General features: G+C 40.3%; 26 protein-coding genes, 3 pseudogenes and 1 other annotated feature. Of the genes and pseudogenes, 22 read left to right on the top strand and 7 right to left on the bottom strand.

Annotation, left to right across the window (positions count from 1 at the left end):
• Positions 1 to 47: 47 nt before the first annotated feature.
• The 6 genes from ACLV7H_RS06615 (at position 48) to ACLV7H_RS06590 (ending at position 7,000) form a co-directional block, all read left to right on the top strand.
• Complete coding sequence (locus tag ACLV7H_RS06615) at positions 48 to 1,772, top strand: ABC transporter ATP-binding protein (RefSeq protein ID WP_411866717.1); 1,725 nt, start codon at positions 48 to 50, stop codon at positions 1,770 to 1,772.
• Between the two features lies 1 nt (position 1,773).
• Positions 1,774 to 3,522 carry an ABC transporter ATP-binding protein gene (locus ACLV7H_RS06610; RefSeq protein ID WP_045590937.1) on the top strand — a complete coding sequence of 583 codons (1,749 nt, stop codon included), beginning with the start codon at positions 1,774 to 1,776 and terminating at the stop codon, positions 3,520 to 3,522.
• Positions 3,523 to 3,622: 100 nt separating this feature from the next.
• Positions 3,623 to 4,882: a TRZ/ATZ family protein gene (locus ACLV7H_RS06605; protein WP_411866716.1), complete on the top strand. Its 1,260-nt coding sequence runs from the start codon at positions 3,623 to 3,625 to the stop codon at positions 4,880 to 4,882.
• 61 nt (positions 4,883 to 4,943) lie between these two features.
• Positions 4,944 to 5,079 (top strand) — a sequence feature (ribosomal protein L10 leader region).
• 38 nt (positions 5,080 to 5,117) lie between these two features.
• Complete coding sequence (gene rplJ / locus ACLV7H_RS06600; protein ID WP_001287274.1) at positions 5,118 to 5,618, top strand: 50S ribosomal protein L10; 501 nt, start codon at positions 5,118 to 5,120, stop codon at positions 5,616 to 5,618.
• A gap of 74 nt (positions 5,619 to 5,692) precedes the next feature.
• A complete protein-coding gene (gene rplL / locus ACLV7H_RS06595) occupies positions 5,693 to 6,061 on the top strand; it encodes a 50S ribosomal protein L7/L12 (protein WP_045590943.1) in 369 nt (122 codons plus the stop codon).
• A 372-nt stretch (positions 6,062 to 6,433) separates the two neighbouring features.
• Positions 6,434 to 7,000 carry a hypothetical protein gene (locus tag ACLV7H_RS06590; protein ID WP_411866715.1) on the top strand — a complete coding sequence of 189 codons (567 nt, stop codon included), beginning with the start codon at positions 6,434 to 6,436 and terminating at the stop codon, positions 6,998 to 7,000.
• A gap of 21 nt (positions 7,001 to 7,021) precedes the next feature.
• On the opposite strand, the pseudogene ACLV7H_RS06585 reads toward ACLV7H_RS06590, so the two are convergent.
• Positions 7,022 to 7,342 (bottom strand): annotated as a pseudogene (locus tag ACLV7H_RS06585) (NADP-specific glutamate dehydrogenase); the annotation flags it as partial.
• Between ACLV7H_RS06585 and ACLV7H_RS06580 the strand changes: the two are divergent.
• The 4 genes and pseudogenes from ACLV7H_RS06580 to ACLV7H_RS06565 form a co-directional block, all read left to right on the top strand.
• Positions 7,323 to 8,135, top strand: a pseudogene (locus ACLV7H_RS06580) (DUF2268 domain-containing protein); the annotation flags it as partial. The pseudogenes ACLV7H_RS06585 and ACLV7H_RS06580 sit on opposite strands and share 20 nt — an antisense overlap.
• Positions 8,136 to 8,197: 62 nt before the next feature.
• A complete protein-coding gene (locus ACLV7H_RS06575) occupies positions 8,198 to 8,566 on the top strand; it encodes an EXLDI protein (RefSeq protein WP_045590948.1) in 369 nt (122 codons plus the stop codon).
• Between the two features lie 213 nt (positions 8,567 to 8,779).
• The gene (locus ACLV7H_RS06570; RefSeq protein ID WP_411866714.1) at positions 8,780 to 9,784 is read left to right on the top strand and encodes an NADP-dependent oxidoreductase; all 1,005 of its coding nucleotides are present in this window, start codon (positions 8,780 to 8,782) and stop codon (positions 9,782 to 9,784) included.
• A 16-nt stretch (positions 9,785 to 9,800) separates the two neighbouring features.
• Complete coding sequence (locus ACLV7H_RS06565; protein ID WP_045590952.1) at positions 9,801 to 10,445, top strand: TetR/AcrR family transcriptional regulator; 645 nt, start codon at positions 9,801 to 9,803, stop codon at positions 10,443 to 10,445.
• A 148-nt stretch (positions 10,446 to 10,593) separates the two neighbouring features.
• Here the strand turns inward: ACLV7H_RS06565 and ACLV7H_RS06560 are convergent, their stop codons facing one another.
• Both ACLV7H_RS06560 and gdhA read right to left on the bottom strand, forming a co-directional pair.
• Entirely contained in the window at positions 10,594 to 11,079 is a 486-nt protein-coding gene (locus ACLV7H_RS06560) for a GNAT family N-acetyltransferase (protein WP_031236885.1), read from the bottom strand.
• Between the two features lie 31 nt (positions 11,080 to 11,110).
• A complete protein-coding gene (gene gdhA, locus ACLV7H_RS06555; protein WP_411866713.1) occupies positions 11,111 to 12,457 on the bottom strand; it encodes an NADP-specific glutamate dehydrogenase in 1,347 nt (448 codons plus the stop codon).
• Positions 12,458 to 12,661: 204 nt separating this feature from the next.
• On the opposite strand from gdhA, the gene ACLV7H_RS06550 reads away from it, so the two are divergent.
• From ACLV7H_RS06550 to ACLV7H_RS06520, 7 genes are all read left to right on the top strand, one after another.
• Entirely contained in the window at positions 12,662 to 13,597 is a 936-nt protein-coding gene (locus ACLV7H_RS06550) for a dihydroorotate oxidase (protein ID WP_295590410.1), read from the top strand.
• Positions 13,598 to 13,629: 32 nt separating this feature from the next.
• Complete coding sequence (gene holA, locus ACLV7H_RS06545; protein WP_411866712.1) at positions 13,630 to 14,664, top strand: DNA polymerase III subunit delta; 1,035 nt, start codon at positions 13,630 to 13,632, stop codon at positions 14,662 to 14,664.
• A 72-nt stretch (positions 14,665 to 14,736) separates the two neighbouring features.
• Entirely contained in the window at positions 14,737 to 15,342 is a 606-nt protein-coding gene (sodA, locus tag ACLV7H_RS06540) for a superoxide dismutase SodA (protein WP_411866711.1), read from the top strand.
• Positions 15,343 to 15,497: 155 nt separating this feature from the next.
• Positions 15,498 to 16,028 (top strand): YutD family protein, encoded by a 531-nt coding sequence (locus ACLV7H_RS06535; RefSeq protein WP_045590961.1) that lies wholly within the window; start codon positions 15,498 to 15,500, stop codon positions 16,026 to 16,028.
• A 20-nt stretch (positions 16,029 to 16,048) separates the two neighbouring features.
• The gene (gene rlmN / locus ACLV7H_RS06530; protein WP_411866710.1) at positions 16,049 to 17,134 is read left to right on the top strand and encodes a 23S rRNA (adenine(2503)-C(2))-methyltransferase RlmN; all 1,086 of its coding nucleotides are present in this window, start codon (positions 16,049 to 16,051) and stop codon (positions 17,132 to 17,134) included.
• A gap of 1 nt (position 17,135) precedes the next feature.
• Positions 17,136 to 17,615, top strand: coding sequence for a VanZ family protein (locus tag ACLV7H_RS06525; protein WP_045590965.1), 480 nt, complete (start codon positions 17,136 to 17,138; stop codon positions 17,613 to 17,615).
• Between the two features lies 1 nt (position 17,616).
• Positions 17,617 to 19,158 (top strand): ABC-F family ATP-binding cassette domain-containing protein, encoded by a 1,542-nt coding sequence (locus ACLV7H_RS06520; RefSeq protein ID WP_000025360.1) that lies wholly within the window; start codon positions 17,617 to 17,619, stop codon positions 19,156 to 19,158.
• A 42-nt stretch (positions 19,159 to 19,200) separates the two neighbouring features.
• Here ACLV7H_RS06520 and ACLV7H_RS06515 read toward each other — a convergent pair whose 3' ends face one another.
• The 4 genes from ACLV7H_RS06515 to ACLV7H_RS06500 all read right to left on the bottom strand — a co-directional run bounded on the left by ACLV7H_RS06515 (position 19,201) and on the right by ACLV7H_RS06500 (position 21,916).
• The gene (locus ACLV7H_RS06515) at positions 19,201 to 19,440 is read right to left on the bottom strand and encodes a zinc-ribbon domain-containing protein (RefSeq protein WP_000600216.1); all 240 of its coding nucleotides are present in this window, start codon (positions 19,438 to 19,440) and stop codon (positions 19,201 to 19,203) included.
• 27 nt (positions 19,441 to 19,467) lie between these two features.
• Complete coding sequence (locus ACLV7H_RS06510) at positions 19,468 to 20,274, bottom strand: peptidylprolyl isomerase (RefSeq protein WP_045590968.1); 807 nt, start codon at positions 20,272 to 20,274, stop codon at positions 19,468 to 19,470.
• A 72-nt stretch (positions 20,275 to 20,346) separates the two neighbouring features.
• Positions 20,347 to 21,159 (bottom strand): Cof-type HAD-IIB family hydrolase, encoded by an 813-nt coding sequence (locus tag ACLV7H_RS06505; protein ID WP_045591646.1) that lies wholly within the window; start codon positions 21,157 to 21,159, stop codon positions 20,347 to 20,349.
• A 13-nt stretch (positions 21,160 to 21,172) separates the two neighbouring features.
• Positions 21,173 to 21,916 carry a DeoR/GlpR family DNA-binding transcription regulator gene (locus tag ACLV7H_RS06500; RefSeq protein ID WP_045590969.1) on the bottom strand — a complete coding sequence of 248 codons (744 nt, stop codon included), beginning with the start codon at positions 21,914 to 21,916 and terminating at the stop codon, positions 21,173 to 21,175.
• A 242-nt stretch (positions 21,917 to 22,158) separates the two neighbouring features.
• Between ACLV7H_RS06500 and rpsP the strand changes: the two genes are divergently transcribed.
• The 5 genes and pseudogenes from rpsP to ACLV7H_RS06475 all read left to right on the top strand — a co-directional run bounded on the left by rpsP (position 22,159) and on the right by ACLV7H_RS06475 (position 24,725).
• Positions 22,159 to 22,431, top strand: a complete 273-nt coding sequence (rpsP, locus tag ACLV7H_RS06495) for a 30S ribosomal protein S16 (protein ID WP_000268761.1) — start codon at positions 22,159 to 22,161, stop codon at positions 22,429 to 22,431.
• Between the two features lie 19 nt (positions 22,432 to 22,450).
• Positions 22,451 to 22,690 carry an RNA-binding protein KphA gene (gene kphA, locus ACLV7H_RS06490; RefSeq protein WP_000379617.1) on the top strand — a complete coding sequence of 80 codons (240 nt, stop codon included), beginning with the start codon at positions 22,451 to 22,453 and terminating at the stop codon, positions 22,688 to 22,690.
• Positions 22,691 to 22,732: 42 nt separating this feature from the next.
• Positions 22,733 to 23,068, top strand: a pseudogene (locus ACLV7H_RS06485) (MazG nucleotide pyrophosphohydrolase domain-containing protein).
• Positions 23,069 to 23,141: 73 nt separating this feature from the next.
• Complete coding sequence (locus ACLV7H_RS06480; RefSeq protein ID WP_411866709.1) at positions 23,142 to 23,693, top strand: putative immunity protein; 552 nt, start codon at positions 23,142 to 23,144, stop codon at positions 23,691 to 23,693.
• Between the two features lie 129 nt (positions 23,694 to 23,822).
• Positions 23,823 to 24,725: a DMT family transporter gene (locus ACLV7H_RS06475; RefSeq protein WP_411866708.1), complete on the top strand. Its 903-nt coding sequence runs from the start codon at positions 23,823 to 23,825 to the stop codon at positions 24,723 to 24,725.
• Positions 24,726 to 24,807 lie beyond the last annotated feature (82 nt).

Below are 24,807 nucleotides of genomic sequence, written 5' to 3'. Positions count from 1 at the left end.
GGCGCTTCCCACTTTCTTCATTTCCAGAATAAGAATAGAAGAGATCTATGAAACACTTACTATCTTACTTCAAACCCTATATCAAAGAATCCATTTTAGCTCCCTTATTCAAGTTACTAGAAGCTGTTTTTGAGCTCTTGGTTCCCATGGTGATTGCTGGGATTGTTGACGAATCTTTACCTCAGGGAGATCAAGGTCATCTCTGGATGCAGATTGGCTTACTCCTTATCTTTGCAGTGATTGGCGTTTTAGTAGCCTTGATTGCTCAATTCTATTCAGCCAAGGCAGCGGTAGGTTTTGCCAAGGAATTGACAAACGACCTCTATCGGCATATTCTTTCTTTATCTAAGGACAGCAGAGACCGTTTGACAACTTCTAGCTTGGTGACCCGCTTGACTTCGGATACCTACCAGATACAGACTGGCATCAATCAATTCCTGCGTCTCTTTTTGCGAGCACCTATTATCGTTTTTGGTGCAATCTTTATGGCCTATCGCATCTCAGCTGAGCTGACTTTTTGGTTTTTGGTCATGGTTGTTTTTTTGACAGTCGTTATTGTAGGGCTCTCTCGTCTGGTCAATCCTCTCTACAGCGGTCTGAGAAAGAAAACGGACCAACTGGTTCAGGAAACACGCCAGCAATTACAAGGCATGCGGGTTATTCGTGCCTTTGGGCAAGAAAAACGAGAATTACAGATTTTTCAAACCCTTAACCAAGTCTATGCTAGGTTACAAGAAAAGACGGGTTTCTGGTCCAGTTTACTAACACCTCTGACCTATCTGATTGTTAATGGAACTCTTCTCGTCATCATCTGGCAGGGATATATTTCTATACAAGGAGATTTACTCAGCCAAGGTGCTCTCATTGCCCTTATCAACTATCTCTTGCAGATTTTGGTGGAATTGGTCAAGCTAGCTATTCTGATAAATTCTCTCAACCAATCCTATATCTCAGCTAAGCGAATCGAGGAAGTCTTTGCTGAGACTCCAGAAGACATCTATTCAGAGTTAGAACAAAAGCAAGCTACCAGTAATCAGGTTTTACAAGTCCAAGAATTGACCTTTACTTATCCTGATGCGGCCCAGCCTTCTCTGAGAGACATTTCCTTTGATATGACTCAAGGACAAATCCTTGGTATCATTGGGGGAACGGGTTCTGGAAAATCAAGCTTGGTGCAAGTCTTACTTAGTCTTTATCCGGTAGACAAGGGAAGCATTGACCTTTATCGAGATGGACGTAGTCCTCTTAATTTGGAGCAGTGGCGGTCTTGGATAGCCTATGTGCCCCAAAAAGTCGAACTCTTTAAAGGAACTATTCGTTCCAACTTGACTTTGGGTTTAAATCAAGAAATATCTGACCAGCAACTCTGGCAGGCCTTGGAGATTGCGCAAGCTAAGGATTTTGTCAGTGAAAAGGAAGGACTTTTGGATTCCCTAGTTGAAGCAGGAGGTCGAAATTTTTCAGGTGGGCAAAAACAACGTCTGTCTATCGCACGAGCAGTCTTGCGACAAGCACCATTTCTCATCCTAGATGATGCGACCTCGGCCCTCGACACCATCACTGAGTCCAAGCTATTGAAGGCTATCCGAGAAAATTTGCCAAATACGAGCTTAATCTTGATTTCTCAACGGACTTCGACACTTCAGATGGCTGACCAGATTCTCCTTTTGGAAAAAGGTGAGTTGCTAGCTGTTGGCAAGCACGATGACTTGATGAAGACTAGCCAAGTCTATCGCGAAATCAATGCATCCCAACATGGAAAGGAGGACTAGCATGAGACGACAAACTGCAAACCAGACGCTCAAACGTTTAGCCGTGGATTTAGCAAGCCATCCCTTCCTCCTTTTCCTAGCCTTTCTAGGAACGATTGCCCAAGTTGGTTTATCAATTTATCTTCCTATTTTGATTGGGCAGGTCATTGACCAAGTCCTGGTGGCTGGTTCATCACCAGTTTTTTGGCAGATTTTTATCCAGATGATCTTGGTAGTCATAGGAAATACTCTGGTACAATGGGCCAATCCTCTCCTCTATAATCGCCTAATCTTTTCTTATACCAAAGACTTGCGAGAGCGAATCATCCATAAATTCCACCGTTTACCAATTGCTTTTGTGGATCGACAGGGCAGTGGAGAGATGGTTAGTCGGGTAACCACAGACATCGAACAGTTGGCAGCTGGCTTGACCATGATTTTTAACCAATTTTTCATTGGTGTCTTGATGATTTTGGTTAGTATTCTAGCTATGCTTCAAATCCACCTCCTTATGACCCTCTTGGTCTTGCTGTTGACGCCGCTGTCTATGATGATTTCACGCTTTATTGCCAAACGCTCCTATCATCTCTTCCAGAAACAAACAGAGACCAGGGGAATTCAGACTCAGTTGATTGAAGAATCGCTTAGCCAACAGACCATTATCCAGTCCTTTAATGCTCAAGGAGAGTTTATCCAAAGATTGCATGAGGCGAATGCCAACTACGCAGGCTATTCTCAGTCAGCCATCTTTTATTCTTCAACAGTCAATCCTTCGACTCGCTTTGTCAATGCGCTCATTTACGCGCTTTTAGCTGGAGTGGGAGCTTATCGTATCATGATGGGCTCAACCTTGACTATCGGACGTTTAGTGACCTTTTTGAACTATGTTCAGCAGTACACCAAGCCCTTTAACGATATTTCTTCAGTTCTAGCTGAGTTGCAAAGTGCTCTCGCTTGTGCAGAGCGCGTCTATGCTGTCTTAGAAAGTCCTGAGGTTGCTGAAACAGGTAAGGAAGTTTTGACCAGTGACCAAGTCAAGGGAGCTATTTCCTTTAAACATGTTTCTTTTGGCTACCATCCTGAGAAGGTTTTGATTAAGGATTTATCCATTGATATTCCTGCTGGTAGCAAGGTGGCCATCGTTGGTCCTACAGGTGCTGGCAAATCAACCCTCATCAATCTCCTCATGCGTTTTTACCCTATTAACTCGGGAGATATCTTGCTAGACGGTCACTCGATTTATGACTATACCCGAGCATCATTGAGACAGCAGTTTGGTATGGTGCTACAGGAAACCTGGCTCAAGCAAGGGACCATTCATGACAATATTGCCTTTGGAAATCCTGAAGCCAGTCGGGAGCAGGTGATTGCTGCTGCCAAAGCAGCCAATACAGACTTTTTCATCCAACAGTTGCCGCAGGGATACGATACTAAGTTGGAAAATGCAGGAGAATCTCTCTCTGTCGGCCAAGCCCAGCTCTTAACCATCGCCCGAGTCTTTCTAACTATCCCTAAGATTCTTATCTTAGACGAGGCGACTTCCTCCATCGATACACGGACAGAAGTGCTAGTTCAGGATGCTTTTGCCAAACTCATGAAGGGGCGCACAAGTTTTATCATTGCTCACCGTTTGTCAACTATTCAGGATGCGGATTTGATTCTTGTCTTGGTAGATGGTGATATTGTTGAGCAAGGTAACCATCATGACCTCATGGCTAGAAAGGGCAAGTATTACCAAATGCAGAAAGCTGCAGCTTTTAGCTCTGAATAATCCTTTCTATTTTGAAATCTTATGGACAAAAAAAGTTGCCTTCGGGTGACTTTTTTGTTACAATAGCTAGAAAAAATCATGGTCTTAGAAGGAGAAAAGAATGAAAGTCTATCAGCATGTAAATATCGTGACTTGTGACCAAGATTTCCATGTTTATTTGGATGGTATCTTAGCCGTTAAAGACTCCCAAATTATCTATGTCGGTCAAGAGAAGCCAGAGATTTTAGAGCAAGCTGAGCAGATTATGGACTATCAAGGAGCCTGGATTATGCCTGGTTTGGTCAATTGCCATACCCACTCTGCTATGACAGGCTTGCGAGGGATCCGAGATGACAGCAATCTCCATGAATGGCTCAATGACTATATCTGGCCAGCAGAAGCAGGATTTACTCCTGACATGACTACTAAGGCAGTCCAAGAAGCTCTGACGGAGATGCTCCAGTCAGGGACAACAACCTTCAACGATATGTATAATCCCAATGGTGTGGATATCCAGCAAATTTATCAGGCAGTTAAGGCTTCCAAGATGCGTTGTTATTTCTCACCGACCCTCTTTTCTTCAGAAGGTGAAACAACTGCTGAGACCATAAACAGAACACGTGCCATCATTGAGGAAATCTTAGGATATGAAAATCCAAATTTCAAGGTTATGGTAGCTCCACATTCCACCTATAGCTGTAGTAAAGATTTACTAGAAGAAAGCTTAGAAATGGCAAAAGAACTGGACATTCCCATCCATATCCATGTGGCAGAGACCAAGGAAGAATCAGGAATTATCCTGAAACGATACGGCAAACGCTCCCTCGCCTTTCTAGAAGAACTAGGTTACTTAGATCATCCGTCTGTCTTTGCTCACGGGGTCGAATTAAACGAGAGAGAAATTGAACGCTTGGCAACTTCTCATGTGGCTATCGCCCATAATCCTATTAGTAACCTCAAACTGGCCTCAGGGATCGCTCCCATCATCCAACTGCAAAAAGCAGGAGTAGCAGTCGGAATTGCGACTGACTCAGTTGCTTCCAATAATAATCTAGATATGTTTGAGGAAGGACGGACCGCAGCCCTTCTTCAGAAAATGAAGAGTGGAGATGCCAGCCAATTCCCTATCGAAACAGCCCTTAAGGCACTGACGATCGAAGGAGCTAAGGTTCTAGGAATGGAAAAGCAGATAGGAAGCCTAGAAGTTGGCAAGCAAGCGGATTTTCTGGTCATTCAAGCACAAGGAAAAATCCATCTTCAACCTCAGAAAAATATGCTCTCTCATCTGGTTTATGCTGTCAAATCCAGTGATGTCGATGATGTTTATATCGCTGGAGAACAGGTGGTTAAGCAAGGCAAAGTTTTGACAGTAGAGATTTAAAAAAATTTAAAAAAAGTTTGCAAAAATCTTGCATTCTTTTTTTGTCTATGCTATACTTATATACGGTTTGAAAAAACTGCCTAAGACAGTAGGGGAGCTCGACTCATAAATATCCTACCGAGGACAAAACGTATCATGTAAAAAGAAGCGTATTGTACTTTCGTGTCTAGGTTTGGGCGCGTTTTTCTTTTGGAAAAATTCCCCAAGCAAAATAATTACGGAGGTGAACACACTAATGAGTGAAGCAATTATTGCTAAAAAAGCGGAACTAGTTGACGTAGTAGCTGAAAAAATGAAAGCTGCTGCATCTATCGTCGTTGTAGACGCTCGTGGTTTGACAGTTGAGCAAGATACAGTTCTTCGTCGTGAGCTTCGTGGAAGCGAAGTTGAGTATAAAGTCATTAAAAACTCAATCTTGCGTCGTGCAGCTGAAAAAGCTGGTCTTGAAGATCTTGCATCAGTATTTGTTGGACCATCTGCAGTAGCATTTTCTAACGAAGATGTTATCGCACCAGCGAAAATCTTGAACGACTTTGCTAAAAACGCTGAAGCACTTGAAATCAAAGGTGGTGCAATCGAAGGCGCTGTCGCATCTAAAGAAGAAATCGTTGCTCTTGCAACTCTTCCAAACCGCGAAGGACTTCTTTCTATGCTCCTTTCTGTACTTCAAGCGCCAGTGCGCAACGTTGCTCTTGCAGTCAAAGCGGTTGCAGACAACAAAGAAGACGCAGCTTAATCTTAAGCTACGCAGCGTAGCCTAGCTACGGAAAAACGATTATAAAATTAAAAACTTATTTGGAGGAAATAACAATGGCATTGAACATTGAAAACATTATTGCTGAAATTAAAGAAGCTTCAATCCTTGAATTGAACGACCTTGTAAAAGCTATCGAAGAAGAATTTGGTGTAACTGCAGCTGCTCCTGTAGCTGTAGCTGCAGCTGGTGCTGCTGACGCTGGTGCTGCTAAAGACTCATTTGACGTTGAATTGACAGCTGCTGGTGACAAAAAAGTTGGCGTTATCAAAGCTGTACGTGAAATCACTGGTCTTGGGCTTAAAGAAGCTAAAGAACTTGTTGACGGTGCACCAGCACTTGTTAAAGAAGGCGTTGCAACTGCAGAAGCTGAAGAAATCAAAGCTAAATTGGAAGAAGCTGGAGCTTCAGTTACTCTTAAATAATAGAGCAACTACTTTAGTAGCTTAAAAACATGATTAAACCGCTATTCTTAGGATTAGCGGTTTTTCTTTATAATTGAAAAGAGAAAATTTATAAAGTGTCTCCAGTTGTTCCATAAGATTTTCATCATAAAGTTCTGGAGTTTGATTAGAGAACCATGTCAATCAAACTCCAACGCTCGATAAAGCGATGATGTATCTGTGGAAGGAGATTATGTTTGCTAAGGTATTTTTTGCAGAAATAGTGGTACAATATCCTTAGAATAGTTCAAAATTTATCTTTGCTAGGGGAAAGGGAGATTGAACTCCCTGATGCATCCGTCTTAGTATGGGATTAATGTCCTATAAAAAGGAAATGTCATAAAGGTGATATTGATGGAAAGATATGAATTTACAGCGACAACAGCAAAATCAGATATAATAATTGGTATCCTTTTTCCCATGTTCCTCATGCTTCCTGTATTGGGAATACAGTTGGCTATATTCTATTTAAAACTGAATGATTTTTTTAAATCACAACCTCTTTTTCTTTATACGATAGTATTAGTATTTTTTGGTATTAGTTTTCTTTTAATTAAAAAAATACAAGGTAGTCTAGTGAAGAATTTTGTCGTAGAATTATCTGGAAGAAATATTAGGATTTGGTGTGATGGAAAGGAGATTGTATCAGGAGAAGTTATTTTCTGTAGGATAAAAAATAAGGAGCCTAAACTGGGGGCGAGAGCTTTAAATGTAGACATAGACACCAAGGGGGATAATATTAAATTTCGAGTTCGGTCTAAGGAATATGAAAATTTATCATCTTCTACTTGGAATCCTCTCGGGACAAGCAAACCCTCTGATGTAGAAATGTTATTATCTTTGGGCAAAAAAATAAAAAATGCTATGGAAGAAGAAGTTTTGATAGAAGATGAAGCTTCAAAAAAACCTCGATCGTTTTGATTGAGGTTTTTAGCATATTTCTTAAACAATACCTTGTGCAATCATAGCATTGGCTACGTTTTCGAAGGAAGCGATATTTGCTCCTGCAAGGTAGTCAGTACCAAGACCGTAAGTTTCAGCGGTTGTTTTAGCTGTGTTGAAGATATTGGTCATGATGTCTTTGAGACGGCCGTCAACTTCTTCACGTGTCCATGAAAGGCGAAGGCTGTTATGGCTCATTTCAAGTGCAGATACAGCTACACCACCAGCGTTGGCAGCTTTGGCAGGTCCATAAAGGATTCCGTTTTCTTTGTAGACTTTAATCGCATCAAGGTCGCTAGGCATGTTGGCACCTTTTGCTACGAAATACCAAACTCAACATATTCCTCTGAAAGCCAAGTATCCTGGAGGATTTGATGCTTTGTTACTACTTGGTTTTATGAATCAGCTACCCTCAACTCTCTCAGAAAAGGATAGACCAGCTATCGACGCTCTGAGCTCTGACCAACTCTGGCAAGACTGCCAGAATACCATCAAGAGGAGTATTGGTCTTTTTGAGCAGGCTGGCTATAACTTAGAGGTTGAGGATTACCATTTTACTATTTTATTGGGCAATCCAGAAAAGCCTATGCTCCAGCTCAATAAGGGCTACAGTGGAGATGGTGGAATTCCTGGTTACCTCATGCTTAGTCTACTACCAAATGACTATACTTTGCCACGTGTGCAGGCGGCGTTAGCTCATGAGTGCAACCACAATGTCCGCTTCCAATTTATCAAATGGAACCAGCAGACGACACTAGCAGACTGGATAATCAGTGAGGGATTGGCAGAGTGTTTTGCGGCTGAGCTCTATGGTAAGGATCTCATTGGGCCTTGGGTTACTTCAACCAGTCCAGAGCAGTTAGAAGAGATTAAGCCCATCATCTCAAGTCAGCTTTAGCTAAAAGGTATGGCGGAAATGGCTCCTTATCTTTACGGTGATGAAATTGCTGAGATTCAAGGTCAAATACCGGTTGGAATGCCTTATGCTGCGGGCTATGCTTATGGTTATCATCTGATACAAGACTATCTGAAAAGGACAGGTAAGAGCATTATTGAGGCCACAGTAACACCGACAGAAGAAATTTTAGAGGCTACGAAAGATTTTTGGAAATGACACTTTTGCTTGATAATCTGCCAGAATCTGATATAATGTAGGTAATTTCCGGAGGTGACTATATGTACTATAAAAGAGTTGAATTGAAAGTCAAAAATCAAGGTATTCATGAGCACAAGATTTTTCAAGGTGTTAAGATTTTCAGTCGTAGCAAACTATCCAAAGATCAGAAAAGCATTCTAACACAGAAGCTTTACCTGACTCCGAAGCAAAACATTGTTTACTATCAACGTACAGACGTCAACTATGACCAGAACTGGCATCATAATAAGGACTATTACGAACTAGCTTATGGCCAGTTGGACGGAGAAACTGTCTTTAAGGTTTGCCAAGATTTTGATGAACTAAATCCTTTTCTGGAAAATGAGCTGCTGGAGAAGCTAAAAGAAAAGCAGTCTGCAGGCAAATTTTTTGAAAAATTAGATATATAAAAATCCGGCTGTTTATAAAAGCAGTCGGATTTCTCTAATTTATAGTTTGATAATCTTTCATAAGAGAAAATAGATCTATTTTTATCATGAACAGCTAACTTAGTTAGAAGTTTTGGAAACAGTATAGTTGAAATCTATGAAGAATAAGCGTATAATCAGAGAAAAATGATTGAGTGCTCACTCAATATATAGATAAACAAAGGAGTTCATGAAATGGTTGTTCAAGCAATACAATATAGTCGTTTCGGTGATGAAGAAGTGTTAGATTTAGTGAACATTAAATCTGATTCTTTGAAAGTGAATCAAGTGAGAATAGAAGTTTATGCAGTTGGTTTAAATCCTATTGATTATAAGACTTTTGAAGGTGCAAAGCCACTTCGTTTTCTATCTTTTATGACGAAACTAAGGAAGCCAAGTCGTTGGTTTGAGTCAAAGTCATCTCTTTTTCCAAGAGGTATTGGTCGGGATTTTGCTGGAGTTATCACAGAAGTTGGTGAAGGAGTAAGTCGGTTTGCAGTAGGTGATAAGGTTTTTGGAACAATGATCAGTGACCCTGGATTAGGCACCAAGAGGGGAGCTTTGGCAACAGAAATTTGTGTCAATGAATCAGAAATTGTGTTGAAGCCAGAGATGATTGATATGAACCATGCAGCTACTATGGGTGTAGCCTCTCTAACCGTGGGAGGTGCTTTTAGAAAGATTGAGCTAAACTCTAAAGATGTTGTAGTTATTTCAGCAGCAGCAGGAGGTATTGGAAGTATCGCAGTACAGTATGCGGTTGCTAAAGGTGCGACAGTTATTGGAATTGCGAGTAAGAAAAATTCAGATTATCTGAAGTCTTTAGGTGCTATACCGGTAGCCTACGAAGAGAACATCCAGAATGCTCTTCTATCAGCAAGTGCAAAGCCAATTACAAAATTCTTGGATTGCTTTGGAAGTGATTATGTTAAATTGGCTTTCAGTTTGGGATTGAAGGGCACGGCCATTGGAACGCTAGTACCTTCACCATATGTTATGATAAAAGGTGCCCAGTTCACAGGTCCTAGACATTCCACATATGATGATTTGAACACTCTAGCGGAAATGGTCTCAGATGGGAAGGTTCGGCTGAATATTGATCAGGTTTATGATTTTTCTCTAAAGTCTGTTAGAGAGGCATATCGTAGTCTGAAGTTGGGACACACTCGAGGTAAGAAAGTAGTAAAAGTAAGAGAGTAGCAGAGAGGTGCTAGCAATGGATAGTTTAGAAGAAAAGTATGCTCAGACATTAGAAAATAGCAACTTGAGTTTAAAACAACGTCAAGTATTATTATCAAGTCTAAAGTTATTTTCAGAAATTGGCTTTGAAAATACAACAGCCAGCTTTATTGCTAAGGAGGCTGGAGTTTCAGAAGGGACAGTTTTTAGTTACTTTAAGAGCAAGGAAGGTATCTTAGAAGCTATTCTGTCAACTTTCCTCGAACAGGTTATTCCAGATGTAATTGCTGATTTTTCTGAGACGCAATTAACGACAAACCAAGAGAGTTTTCCATTGTTTTTGAGAAGCATTGTTCGAGATAGACTAGTCTTTATTCAGGAGAATCAAATGCAAGTTAAAATTCTCTTGAGTCGTTCTTTTATTGATAAAACTATTTCTGATCAGTTAGGGAATGTTATTGTTCACTCTATCATTAAGCCGATTAGTCCATTTCTGAATCAGTTTAAAGAAAAAGGTGTTATCCGAGAGTGGTCAAATGAAAGAATTGTTCGTTATATTCTAGCTTTGAGTCTTTCTTATGCTCTTCCAATGATGCTAAATGATAAGGAAGATATGAACATAGATGAAGCAGTAAACGAAATTGTTGAATGCCTGTCTTTTGCCTTAGTAGAAGTAAAGTGAATGTTGATTTTTAAGCCTATTATTAGAAATAGTGGGCTTTTTTAAAACTAATACAAAAATCCCCAATCAGAGCGATTGAGGATTGAACAAATGAATTTTAAACAATACCTTTACTATCATAGCATAGGCTACATTAGTATACTGCCATCTATTCACCTGATGAGAGAGATTTTATCATCCAGATATTCATAGCTGGGTGGCCGGCGGCGTTAGAAAGTGGTTCTTGCAATGCTGTAAAACCATAGTGCTGATAGATGGCCACAGCAGTAGCCAGTTCAGTAGAGGTTTCTAGATAAAGCTGTTCATAACCAGCCAGACGGGCTTCCTGGAATATCCGCTTTATCAACCTGCTGGAATAACCTTTGCCACGGCTATTTTTAGTGACATACAGTTTTTGTAATTCAGCAATCTTATCAGACACAGGTGCAAAGCCACCACAACCAACCAGCTGCCCTTCGTCTTTCAGGACAAAGTAAGCTGCTCTCTCTTGCTGTTGATAATAGTCGGCCAAATGATCTAGATGAGAATCAAAGTAGACAGTTCCTGGTTTGTCAAGTCCGAATTCTTCTAGGCTAGCTCGAATGAGTTGCGCTACAGCTGGATTATCTCTTACTTCCATTGGCCGTAAGTTCATCATTTGTCCTCCGATAGGATGTATCGACTAATTAAACAATACCTTGTGCAATCATAGCGTTTGCTACGTTTTCGAAGGCAGCGATATTTGCTCCTGCAAGGTAGTCGGTACCAAGTCCGTATGTTTCAGCAGTTGTTTTAGCTGTGTTGAAGATGTTGGTCATGATGTCTTTGAGGCGTCCATCAACTTCTTCACGAGTCCATGAAAGGCGAAGGCTGTTTTGGCTCATTTCAAGCGCTGATACAGCTACACCACCAGCGTTGGCAGCTTTGGCAGGTCCGTAAAGGATTCCGTTTTCTTTGTAGACTTTAATCGCATCAAGGTCACTAGGCATGTTAGCACCTTCAGATACGCAGATAACGCCTTGAGCAACCAAACGTTTAGCTGCTTCGCCGTTGATTTCGTTTTGGGTCGCACATGGAAGAGCGATGTCGTAGTTTCCAGCGTAAGTCCATACAGAACCTTCATGGTAAGTAGCAGTTGCTTTCTCAGCTACGTACTCAGTCAAACGAGCACGGCGTTTTTCTTTAACATCAACCAAAAGATCGAAGTCGATACCATTTTCATCGATGACATAACCGTTTGAGTCAGATACAGAGATAACAGTCGCACCAAGTTCAGTCGCTTTTTGAAGAGCGTATTGAGCTACGTTACCAGAACCTGAAATTACCACTTTCTTACCAGCAAAACTGTTACCATTAGCTTTGAGCATTTCTTCAGTATAGTAAACCAAACCATAACCAGTTGCTTCTGGACGAATCAAGCTACCACCGAATCCAAGAGGTTTACCAGTCAAGACACCCGCATCAAATTGGTTAAGACGTTTGTATTGTCCATAGAGGTAGCCAATTTCACGACCACCAACACCGATATCACCAGCAGGTACGTCAAGAGATGGTCCGATGTATTTTTGCAATTCTGTCATAAAGCTTTGGCAGAAGCGCATCACTTCAGCGTCAGTCTTTCCTTTAGGATCGAAGTCTGATCCCCCTTTACCTCCACCGATAGGAAGTCCAGTCAAAACGTTTTTAAAGATTTGTTCAAATCCGAGGAATTTCAAGATTCCTTGGTTTACAGTAGGGTGGAAACGAAGTCCGCCTTTATATGGTCCAACAGCTGAGTTGAATTGAACACGGTAACCACGGTTGACTTGTACTTTGCCTTCACGGTCAACCCAAGGAACACGGAAAGAAATCACGCGCTCAGGCTCAGTGATACGTGCTAAGATGTTTTCTTCGATATACTCAGGGTGTTTTTCAAATACAGGTTCCAAAGTGCTGAAGAATTCTTCAACCGCCTGGAGAAATTCAGCCTCATGCCCGTTACGAGCTTTCACAGTTGCAAACACGCTTTGGATATAGTCTTTAACAGATGTCATATCGTTCTCCTTTTTGTTGTTATATTTTATTACATGAGCCATTATAGCAGAATTTTTTTTGAGTGTAAAGAAAAAACAGAAATTTTCAAAAAATTCTTTCAATTTATAAAACCGAACATTTTATATAGAAATTAGTTTCTCAAAGAGAAAATCTTAAAGTATGGTATAATATTAGAAATAAAAGGAATCTGGAGGATTAGAATCATGGTATCAACGAAAACACAAATAGCTGGCTTTGAGTTTGACAATTGCTTGATGAACGCAGCAGGTGTAGCTTGTATGACAATAGAGGAACTTGAAGGAGTCAAAAACTCAGCAGCGGGAACCTTTGTCACGAAGACAGCGACCTTGGAATTTCGTCAGGGAAATCCTGAACCACGTTACCAGGATGTTCCACTTGGTTCTATCAACTCTATGGGCTTGCCAAATAATGGTTTAGACTATTATCTGGACTATCTTTTGGACTTGCAGGAAAAGGAGCCAAACCGTACTTTCTTCCTATCTCTAGTCGGCATGTCTCCAGAGGAAACACATACCATCTTGAAAAAAGTCCAAGAGAGTGAGTTTAAAGGACTGACAGAGCTTAATCTCTCTTGCCCAAATGTTCCAGGAAAACCTCAGATCGCCTATGATTTTGAGACAACAGACCGTATCTTGTCTGAAGTATTTGCCTACTTTACAAAACCTCTTGGGATCAAATTGCCACCTTATTTTGATATTGTTCACTTTGATCAAGCAGCAGCTATTTTCAACAAATACCCGCTCAAGTTTGTCAACTGTGTGAACTCTATCGGAAACGGTCTTTATATAGAAGATGAATCGGTTGTCATTCGTCCTAAAAATGGTTTTGGTGGCATTGGTGGAGAGTATATCAAGCCAACCGCTTTAGCGAATGTCCATGCCTTCTACCAACGTCTCAATCCGCAAATCCAAATCATTGGAACGGGTGGTGTTCTAACGGGTCGTGATGCTTTTGAACATATCCTCTGTGGTGCTAGTATGGTGCAAGTAGGAACGACGCTCCACAAAGAAGGTGTCGGTGCTTTTGAACGCATTACCAATGAACTAAAAGCAATCATGGCAGAAAAAGGTTATGAGAACCTAGAAGATTTCCGTGGGAAATTGCGCTATATTGATTAAGTTTAATAAAAAATCAGAAGAAAGGAGAGAAGATGCTTGCCATTGAAGACAGTCAGAAATTGACTTTATCAAATCTATCTAGCTTGAATCTATTTACAGGGACAGATCAGGGTCAGTTTGAAGTTATGAAGAGTCAAGTGTTGAAGCAGATTGGTTATGATCCAGCTGATCTCAATTTTGCTTACTTTGATATGAAAGAAGTAGCTTATAAAGACTTAGAGTTGGAGTTGGTCAGTCTCCCTTTCTTTGCGGATGAAAAAATCGTGATATTAGATCATTTTGTCGATATCACAACAGCCAAGAAACGCTTTTTAGCAGATGATGAGCTCAAGTCGTTTGAAGAATACCTTGATAATCCTTCACCAACAACAAAGTTGTTGATTTTTGCAGAAGGAAAGTTAGATAGTAAAAGACGGCTGGTCAAATTGCTCAAACGAGATGCGACTGTCTTTGATGCTATTGAACCCAAGGAACAAGAACTCCGCCAGTATTTCCAAAAATGGAGCCAGAAACAGGGTCTGCAGTTTGTGGGGCAATCCTTTGAAAATCTACTTATCAAATCTGGTTTCCAATTTAGTGAAATCCAGAAAAATCTCCTTTTTTTACAGTCTTATAAGTCAGACGGCGTGATTGAGGAGAAGGACATTGTCGAAGCCATCCCTAAGACCTTACAGGACAACATTTTTGATTTGACTCAGTTTATTTTAGCTAAGAAGATTGACCAGGCGCGTGACTTGGTTAAAGATTTGACCTTGCAAGGGGAAGACGAGATCAAGCTCATAGCGGTCATGTTAGGACAGTTTCGAACCTTTACCCAGGTGAAAATTTTATCAGAGACTGGTCAGACGGAATCACAGATTGCAAGCAGTCTGGGAACTTACTTGGGGCGCAATCCTAATCCTTATCAAATCAAGTTTGCACTGAGAGATTCGAGAGGGATTTCTTTGAGTTTTCTCAAGCGAGCGATTTCTTATTTGATTGAAACAGACTACCAGATTAAGACAGGTGTCTATGAAAAAGGCTACCTTTTTGAGAGAGCGCTGTTACAGATATCTAGCCAAGCGTAATGAGCATAAAACTTGAAAAAAGAGGATGATTGCGTTATCATCTTCATATAGAAAGAAAAAGAGGTATTACAGATGGCTATTATCTTACCAGATCTTCCATACGCATATGACGCTTTGGAACCATACATCGATGCAGAAACAATGCACTTGCATCATGACAAACACCACCAAACTTATGTCAACAATGCTAATGCAGCTCTTGAAAAACACCCTGAAATCGGTGAAGACCTTGAAGCTTTGCTTGCTGATGTAGACTCTATCCCAGATGATATCCGCCAAGCGCTTATCAATAACGGTGGGGGACACTTGAACCACGCTCTTTTCTGGGAATTGATGACTCCTGAGAAAACTGCTCCTTCAGCAGAACTTGCAGCAGCAATCGACGCAACATTTGGCTCATTTGAAGAGTTCCAAGTAGCCTTTACAGCAGCAGCTACAACTCGCTTCGGTTCTGGATGGGCATGGTTGGTTGTGAATAAAGAAGGAAAGCTTGAGGTGACTTCAACAGCAAACCAAGACACTCCAATCTCAGAAGGCAAAAAACCAATCTTGGGCTTGGACGTTTGGGAACATGCTTACTACGTGAAATACCGCAACGTGCGTCCTGACTACATCAAAGCTTTCTTCTCAGTGATTAACTGGAACAAAGTAGACGAGCTATACGCAGCAGCTAAATAATAAAATATGGAGGGAAGAGTCAATCTTCTCTTTTTAAGGTTATAAAGCAGAAGTCTGACAAAATCGTCAGACTTTTTTCATTTTTATGAGAAACGTGCTAACTGCTAGAAATTATGGTAAAATAGAGTGTTAAGTAATCGTGGAAAAGGAAGACTATGCGTAAAGAAATTGCACCTGAATTATACAACTATAACAAGTTTCCTGGCCCAGAATTTCATGTGAATGGGGATAAGGTTGAGACTGAAGGGATTGCTTTTATCTTGGTTGAAAATATCAAGGATGCCTTCGATGTGACTGTCTTTAATCAACGCTTCTCAGAAGTGTTGACCAAGTTTGATTATGTCGTGGGGGACTGGAGCAATGAACAGCTCCGCCTACGCGGTTTTTACAAAGACGATCGAACAGAGGAAAAAATTGAAAAAATCAGTCGCTTACAAGATTATCTTTTGGAGTACTGTAGTTATGGTTGTGCTTATTTTGTCCTAGAAAACCAAGCACCTAAGCGTGCATCATTTGACAAGAAAATGCGTAAAAAGGAAGAGGAAAACCTTCCTAGAAGAGGCAAGAAACCTTCGCAAAACAAGAGAAAACCAAATGCGGATAAGAGAAATAGACGTCGTCATAAGGACCAAAAGTCTCAGAAAGAGGACAAGGGACAGCGCCATTTTGTCATTCGTCAGAAATAGATAGAGAATAAGGAGAAGAGATGAAACCGTCTATTTATAGTTTAACACGTCAAACCATGCAAGAATGGGTATTAGAACAAGGAGAAAAGAAATTCCGAGCAGATCAAATCTGGGAATGGCTTTACCGTAAACGTGTCCAGTCATTTGAAGAAATGACCAACCTTTCCAAGGATTTGATTGCTAAGCTCAATGAGCAGTTTGTCGTAAATCCTTTGAAACAACGGATTGTACAAGAGTCAGCTGACGGTACTGTTAAGTATCTTTTCGAGTTGCCAGATGGCATGTTGATTGAGACAGTACTCATGCGTCAACACTACGGTTTGTCGGTCTGTGTGACCACTCAGGTTGGCTGTAATATTGGTTGTACCTTCTGTGCATCAGGTTTGATTAAGAAGCAACGTGATCTCAATAACGGGGAAATCGTAGCGCAGATTATGCTGGTTCAGAAATACTTTGACGAGCGTGGTCAGGACGAACGTGTCAGTCATATCGTTGTTATGGGAATTGGTGAACCATTTGATAACTACAACAATGTATTGAATTTCATTCGTACCATCAATGATGACAAGGGGATGGCTATCGGTGCTCGTCACATCACGGTTTCAACTTCAGGTTTGGCCCATAAAATTCGTGACTTTGCTAATGAAGGCGTACAGGTCAATCTGGCTGTGTCTCTTCACTCACCCAATAATGAATTGCGCTCAAGCATCATGAAAATTAATCGTGCCTTTCCGATTGAAAAGCTCTTCGCAGCTATTGAGTACTATATCGAAACAACCAATCGCCGTGTGACCTTTGAATATATCATGCTCAATGAAGTCAACGATGGCGTTGAACAAGCCTTGGAATTGGCTGAATTGCTCAAGAACATCAAGAAATTATCTTATGTTAACTTGATTCCCTATAACCCAGTTAGTGAACATGACCAATATAGCCGTAGTCCTAAAGAGCGCGTGATGGCCTTCTATGATACCCTCAAGAAAAAAGGGGTCAACTGTGTTGTCCGTCAAGAGCATGGTACAGATATTGATGCAGCTTGTGGACAATTACGCTCCAATACAATGAAACGTGATCGCCAGAAGGCAGTCGCAGCGGTAAATCCATAAAATGACTAAAAAAAGAAAATTAATCTTGAGATTGGGAGTGGCTATTTACAGTCTTTGCATTGTCTGTTTTTGTTTTACTCCCCAACCTCAACTTCCTACAGGAGTGGAAACTCCAGGTATTCAAACTTTTGGACGCCTGGTTTTTCTTTTAACTCCCTTAAACTCCCTTTGGAATCTGGGTGAAGTGACCAGTTTGGGACAAGTCCTTTGGATCTTTTTGCAGAACATTTTAAATGTCTTCTTGCTATTTCCTTTGGTTTTTCAACTGATCTATCTCTGTCCAAACTTGCGGCAAACGAAAAAAATCATCCTTCTCAGTTTTCTTCTGAGTCTAGGAATCGAGTGTACGCAACTAGTTTTAGATTTTTTCTTCGACTTTAATCGCGTCTTTGAGATTGATGATTTGTGGACCAATACCTTGGGAGGCTATCTGGCTTGGCTCCTCTATAAAGGACTGCATAAAAATAAGATAAGGAATTAGAATGAGTATTTTAGAAGTTAAAAATTTGAGTCACGGTTTTGGTGACCGTGCAATTTTTGAAGATGTGTCTTTCCGTCTCCTCAAGGGAGAGCATATCGGTCTAGTCGGTGCCAATGGTGAAGGGAAATCAACCTTTATGAGCATTGTGACTGGTAAGATGTTACCAGATGAAGGGAAGGTAGAGTGGTCTAAGTATGTGACTGCTGGCTACCTGGATCAGCATGCTGTGCTAAAGGAAGGCCAAACCGTGCGAGATGTCTTGCGGACAGCCTTTGATGAGCTATTTAAAGCAGAAGCTCGTATCAATGACCTCTATATGGAAATGGCGGAAGACGGGGCGGATATTGATGCGCTGATGGAAGAAGTAGGAGAGCTCCAAGACCGTTTGGAGAGTCGAGATTTCTATACTTTGGATGCTAAGATTGATGAAGTAGCGCGTGCTCTCGGTGTCATGGACTATGGCATGGATACAGATGTAACAGCCTTATCAGGTGGACAAAGAACCAAGGTGCTTTTGGCTAAACTCCTCCTCGAAAAGCCAGATATTTTGCTGCTTGACGAGCCAACCAACTACTTGGATGCTGAACACATTGACTGGCTCAAGCGTTATCTCCAAAACTATGAGAATGCCTTTGTCCTTATTTCGCATGATATTCCTTTCCTCAACGACGTAATCAATATCGTCTACCATGTGGAAAATCAACAGTTGACGCGTTACTCTGGCGACTACTACCAGTTCCAAGAAGTCTATGCCATGAAGAAATCTCAGTTGGAAGCGGCCTATGAACGTCAACAGAAAGAGATTGCAGACCTCAAGGACTTTGTAGCTCGAAACAAGGCGCGTGTTGCAACGCGTAATATGGCCATGTCCCGTCAAAAGAAACTCGACAAGATGGATATTATCGAACTGCAAAGTGAGAAGCCAAAACCATCCTTTGATTTCAAAACAGCTCGTACGCCAGGGCGTTTTATCTTCCAAGCCAAGGACTTGCAGATTGGTTATGACCGTCCTCTGACCAAACCCTTAAATCTTACCTTTGAACGCAATCAAAAGGTTGCCATTATTGGGGCCAATGGTATCGGGAAAACAACTCTCTTGAAGAGCCTCTTGGGCATTATTCCACCAATCGCTGGAGAAGTCGAACGTGGCGACTACCTAGAACTTGGTTATTTTGAGCAAGAAGTAGAAGGTGGCAATCGTCAAACACCTCTAGAAGCGGTCTGGAACGCCTTCCCAGCACTCAATCAGGCAGAAGTTCGTGCGGCCCTTGCTCGTTGTGGTTTGACAACCAAGCACATCGAAAGTCAAATTCAGGTCTTGTCAGGTGGTGAACAAGCTAAGGTGCGTTTCTGTCTCTTGATGAATCGTGAAAACAACGTCTTAGTGCTGGACGAGCCGACCAACCACTTGGATGTAGATGCCAAGGATGAACTCAAACGGGCGCTTAAAGAATACAAAGGAAGCATTCTCATGGTTTGCCACGAACCAGACTTCTATGAAGGCTGGATGGACCAAATCTGGGACTTTAACAAGCTAACTTAAAAGCAGTAAAAAAGCCAAGTTGAAATGACTTGGCTTTTTTGACTAGTAATTTAAATAGCTTTCAACTTCAGATTTCTCAATTTCTTTACCGTAGTGGCAAATCGGACAAGAAACGAAGTAACTTTTACCATAAGGAAAAAGTGGAATCCAGTAGAGGGTAAATTTGCGTCCAGTTTCTACGATCTCCCAAGTGTCGACATTGTTACAGTGACCACATTCGATCGCAGTTTGCGTATGTCCCAAATCTTTCTGATAACCTTTAGAACCCCAAAATAAAATCATGTCATCGTCTCCTTATCTGTTGATGGCTTATTTTTTACTGAAGTCGTAGTCTTTCACCACTTCAATACTATCAATGGTGATAGCAGACGTTGGTTTGTCTTTCTCATCTTTTTCAGCTTTGGCAATCTTGTCAACAATATCCATGCCATCGATGACTTGACCAAAGACAGGGTGTTTGCCGTCTAGACTTGGATTTCCACCTTCTTTATAGGCTTCGATGATTTTCTTTGGATATTTGCTTGTAGGGAGTTTAGCTGAAATATCTGTTGAATTTTGGTTGATGAAGAATTGGCTACCGTTGGTGTTTGGTTGACCAGTGTTAGCCATAGCAAGGGCTCCTCGGATATTGTATAGGTAAGGAGAGATTTCATTTTTAAAACCAGTTCCCTTGTCCTTTGTTTTATCCTTATCATGCCAGATAGATTGGCCACCTGTACCATCTCCCTTAGGATCTCCAGTTTGGACCATAAATCCATCAATGACACGGTGGAAGGTGATGCCGTTATAGTAGCCTTCCATAGAGTGAGTAAGGAAGTTTTCAACCGCAAGAGGTGCTAGTTTTGGAAAGAGTTTGATACGGATATCGCCTTGATTTGTGTGTAAAATGACCTCAGCTTCATCTTCAGCAACTTCCTTAGAAAGTTGAGGGAAGTTGGCATTGTCATTGGTCAATGCGTCATTCAAATCTTTGGCAGCCTGAGCAGCTGCTTTTGAGCTTTCTTCTGCTGCAAGACTAGAGTCGACATAGTCATCACCACGGAGACTACGTTGGATACTAGTACATCCAACAAGGGCTACCGTTGATAGTAAAAGAAGGGTTGCTAGTTTTTTCATTGTTAACCTCTCAAAAATTCATTTCTACCATTGTACCTTAAAAGGAAGTGGATTTCAAATTTTAAAATGAGGTTATTTTGCTAATACATGTAATTTTATAGCTTGACTTACTCCATTTTGTTCATTAGAGTATGTTACTACATTTGCACAGTCTTTGACATCTGTAGGAGCATTTCCCATTGCAATACCGAGACCTGCGGTTTCAATCATGGGAATATCATTATAATTGTCACCCAAGGTCATAATCTCCTTGAGAGGAATTTGATAATAGTTAGCCAATTCTAACAGAGCCTGTTTTTTAGACACTTGATTATGTGTGACTTCAAGATAGTTATCCTTGGAGAGATAAAAGTCGGTTTGAGGGAAATCCATAATGGATAAGATGTTTTGTAGTTTCTGTATAGTGTCTGCTTTATCAATTAATAATAGTTTATGAACAAGAGTATGTTCCTCTCTTATAAAATCTGTTATAGATGTAACTTTTGGACTTTCTCCAGTAATGTTAGCTTCGATTTGTACCCATTTATCTAAAGTATTAACAAACCAATCTTGTCCAGAATAAACATTGATAGAAACTGTCGGAAATTCTCTTTTTAAAAAATCATGAAGAAATGCCAATTCTTTTTTATCAATAGAATGCTGACTTAGAACCTCATCCCCCTTACTGATTAGGGCACCATTATAGCATGCAATTGGAAAGTCGGAAATTCCTAGTTTTCTAGAAATTGGAGCAATACCGAGAGGAGAGCGAGCAGAAGCTAAGACAAAAGGGATTTCTTTTTGTTTTAAAATTGGCATCAGTTCAGGCAAATAAGAGTCTATCTGGTGATTTTTGTCTAAAATTGTTCCGTCAATATCGCTTATAATCAATTTAATATTTCTCATAGCTTCCTCCCTTTTAAAATAGAATAGTTGTTTTGCCATCTAAAGATCGCTGAATTTCTATATCGGGTTCTTTGTCTGTAATCCAATAATCAAAATCAGCTAGTTCAGACAGAATAAAGTGAGAGTGTTTACTTATTTTACTGGTTTCAGCCAGTAAGACACGAGTTTTGCTTGTTTTAAATGCTCTCTTTTTCATTAGAACATCTTCTTGGTCTTCAAAACTAACTTGACTATCTGAAAGACTTGCAGCTCCAAAAAAAGCTAAATCAAACTTAATAGAGTTTAAAATGTCCGATTCTTCTAGAGAGTAATAGAAACGATTCTTTTTATGAAACTTTCCGCCTAGAATGTGAAAATCGACATTTTCTTTTCCTCCTAGAATAAGCGCATTATCTAATGAATGACTGAAAATACTAACTTCTTTCTCAAGTATTTTAGCTAATTCTAGTACAGTTGTTGAAACATCAAAGAATAGTAGGTCTCCATTAGAAATGAGTTCCTTTGCTAGAGAGGCGATTTTCTCTTTTTCTTTGGAAGATTGTTCTCTCCTGTCTTTAAAGCCCAGTATAGGCTGTTTCTTTATTGATAGCAATCCTCCGTGAGTTCTTTGTGCTCTATTTTCCTTTGCAAGAATAGAAAAATCTCTGCGGATGGTATCTTTGGATACTTGGAAATAGTCAACCATTTCTTTTGCTGAAAGGCTTCCTCTCTCTTCTAAAAGTGTTATGATTTCTTCTAATCGTTGTGCTTGGTACATAAATTCACCTGCTTTCTGACTCTATTTTACTCTTTTTTGTAGGTGAAATCAAGCATTTATAAGTTTTTTTAATTTAAAATCAATTTATTTAAGTTTTTTGGGGCGAATCTGAAAAAATAATAGTCTGTCAAGTTTTTTTCTTGACACCTGTCAGAAATCTGCTATAATAGAACATGTGCTAAATAGCTCAGCTATTTCACCGAAATAAAAAAATAAAAAAATAAGAAAAGAGACATTAAAAAATGGCAGTTAAAATCCGTTTGACTCGTATGGGTTCTAAGAAAAAACCTTTCTACCGTATCAACGTAGCAGACTCACGTTCACCACGTGACGGACGTTTTATCGAAACAGTTGGGACTTACAACCCACTTGTTGCTGAAAACCAAGTAACTTTGAAAGAAGACCGCGTTCTTGCATGGTTGGCTAATGGAGCTCAACCTTCAGATACAGTTCGCAACATCCTTTCAAAAGAAGGCGTATTGAAAAAATTCCACGATTCTAAATTCTCAAAATAAGTTTAAAGTAGGTTGACAGATGGATACGATTGAAAATCTCATTATTGCGATTGTGAAACCTTTGATTTCACAACCTGATGCCTTAACTATCAAGATTGAAGACACACCAGAGTTTTTGGAGTATCACTTGGATCTTGACCAAAGCGATGTCGGTCGTGTTATCGGTCGTAAGGGTCGCACTATCTCAGCGATAAGAACGATTGTCTACTCTGTCCCAACTGAAGACAAAAAAGTAAGAATCGTTATCGATGAAAAATAAAAAAGCGGGACAGATGTCTCGCTTTTTTGTGAGGATGAGAAGATGAAGGATTTAACCTTTAGACAATTACAAGCTTACTTTCTCGAACATTACCAGCAATCTCGAACTGAGTAAGGCCTCTTTATCAAGCTAGTGGAGGAAATCGGAGAAGTAGCAGAGGTCTTGAATGGGCGCTCTGGTCGAAAAGAGGGTGTCCAGGACTCAAATGAGGAACTAGCCAAAGAACTGGCTGATATCATTCACTACACTGTCGCAATTGCGGTCATCAACGATATTGACCTAACCAAAACCATCTTTGACAAAGATAAGAAGGCTGCCATTAAGTACCAGCATGAACGAGATTTGGAAGGATTTTTAGATAACTTCCAAGAGAACTAGGAGTAATCTCTTTTCACTAATCTGAAAGGTGTCTCCTAGCTTACGCTAGCTAGTAAGAAAGAATGAGAAAGCAATGAAACCAGAGGATTATGCATGGAATGAGTTTGAACGAACTGCCTATAAGACTGAAATGAATCACCTACCCAGTCCTTACAAAGTTGCCATTTGGGACGACTCTGAGAAAAGATTGGAGCTAGAACAAATACTGGATAGACTTCCTCAGAAAGAACTAGCTAGATGGGCATTAGAGAACTCGCGAGATTTCTTATCTTTAATTGATATCGGTGATGAAGGTGAGAAAAATAAAATAATTCGGCAAGCTAACGAGGCTTTTGATGCACGATTGGGAAATGAGATTTCACCTTATGAGCTGAGAAAAGCAGGTTTCGCAGCAAACCTCCTCTCTAAAAATGCCCAAAATCAAATCGCTAAGTACGCTGCCAGAGTCTTTGTACAAGCTATTTCAACAGCCCATATGAGAGGGCATGCCATTGTTTCCGCGGATTATGCTATCAAAGTAAGGAATCTCCAAGAAGCAGACAAGTTAGAACTTGTTAGACAAGAACGAGAAAAGCAGATCAGACTGGCTGAATCCTTTTTAGCTAATGTAATAGATAAACGGTGAAAGAAGGCATAAAATACCAATCCTAGAAATAGCATCTAGGATTTTACTATGCTAAAATGGAAAGACAGTCTCAAAGAATTCTAGTCGATCTATCTTGAGAATAGCTACGTTTAAAGGGAGTAACAATCTATGAACGAGAAAACAAAAGCATACCTAGCAGCTTTATCTTTTTCAGCCATCATTGGATTTTCTTTTTTATTTACTAAGATAGCTTTGGCCTATGCCAGTCCTCTTACAAACTTGGCCCATCGCTATACAATCGCTGCTTTGGTATTGGTCATCCTTCATCAAACCAAACTTATCAATGTGAGTTTGAGTAGAAAAGATATTCTTTCTATTCTTCCTATGAGTCTTTTCTATCCACTCCTCTTCTTTATTTTTCAATCCTTTGCTTTACAGTATATATCGTCTTCTGAAGCAGGAATTTTACAAGCTCTTGTCCCGATTTTTACTCTCCTTTTGGCATCGGTCTTTCTCAAGGAAAAGACAAGTTTGTTGCAAAAGTTCTTTTTAATTTTATCCGTAGCAGGGGTAGTTTTCATCTTCTTTAGCAAAGGAGCAAACTTTAGCACGGAAACTGCTAGCTTGGGCTTTCTCTTGATGTTGGGATCTGTTCTCGCCAATGCGATAAACAATATTCTCAGCAAGGCTAAAGGAGGTCGCTATCGGGCCATGGATATGACAGCTGTTGTGATATTTGTTGGCTTCGTCATCTTTAATGCGCTGAGTCTGACCTCCCACTATCTAGAGGGGAACATATTAGCTTACTTTGCGCCACTTGGACAGGTACCCTATCTGCTTTCCATCCTCTATTTGGGAATTTTAGCCTCTATAGTTACTGGTAGTCTCTCTATCTATGCTATCGTTCGCCTTGGGGCATCAACAGTCAGTGTCTTTGGCAATCTTGGAACAGTTTTGACCATTTTAGCCGGGGCTATTATCCTCCACGAACCAATTTATAATTACCATGTGATTGGAGCAACTTTGATTATTTCTGGAATTTTAGGTATGAATCTGATGAGAATAACGTAAAGATTGCTTAGCAGTCTTTTTCTTTATGTAAATGATGCAGAAAATTCAAAATTTTTAATGAAATTAAGTTTAAAAAACGATG

It is taken from the genome of Streptococcus oralis (genome assembly GCF_965111685.1).
In the GTDB taxonomy this organism is placed as follows: Bacteria; Bacillota; Bacilli; order Lactobacillales; family Streptococcaceae; genus Streptococcus; species Streptococcus oralis_B.
This window is presented reverse-complemented; position numbering and strand designations above follow the sequence as displayed.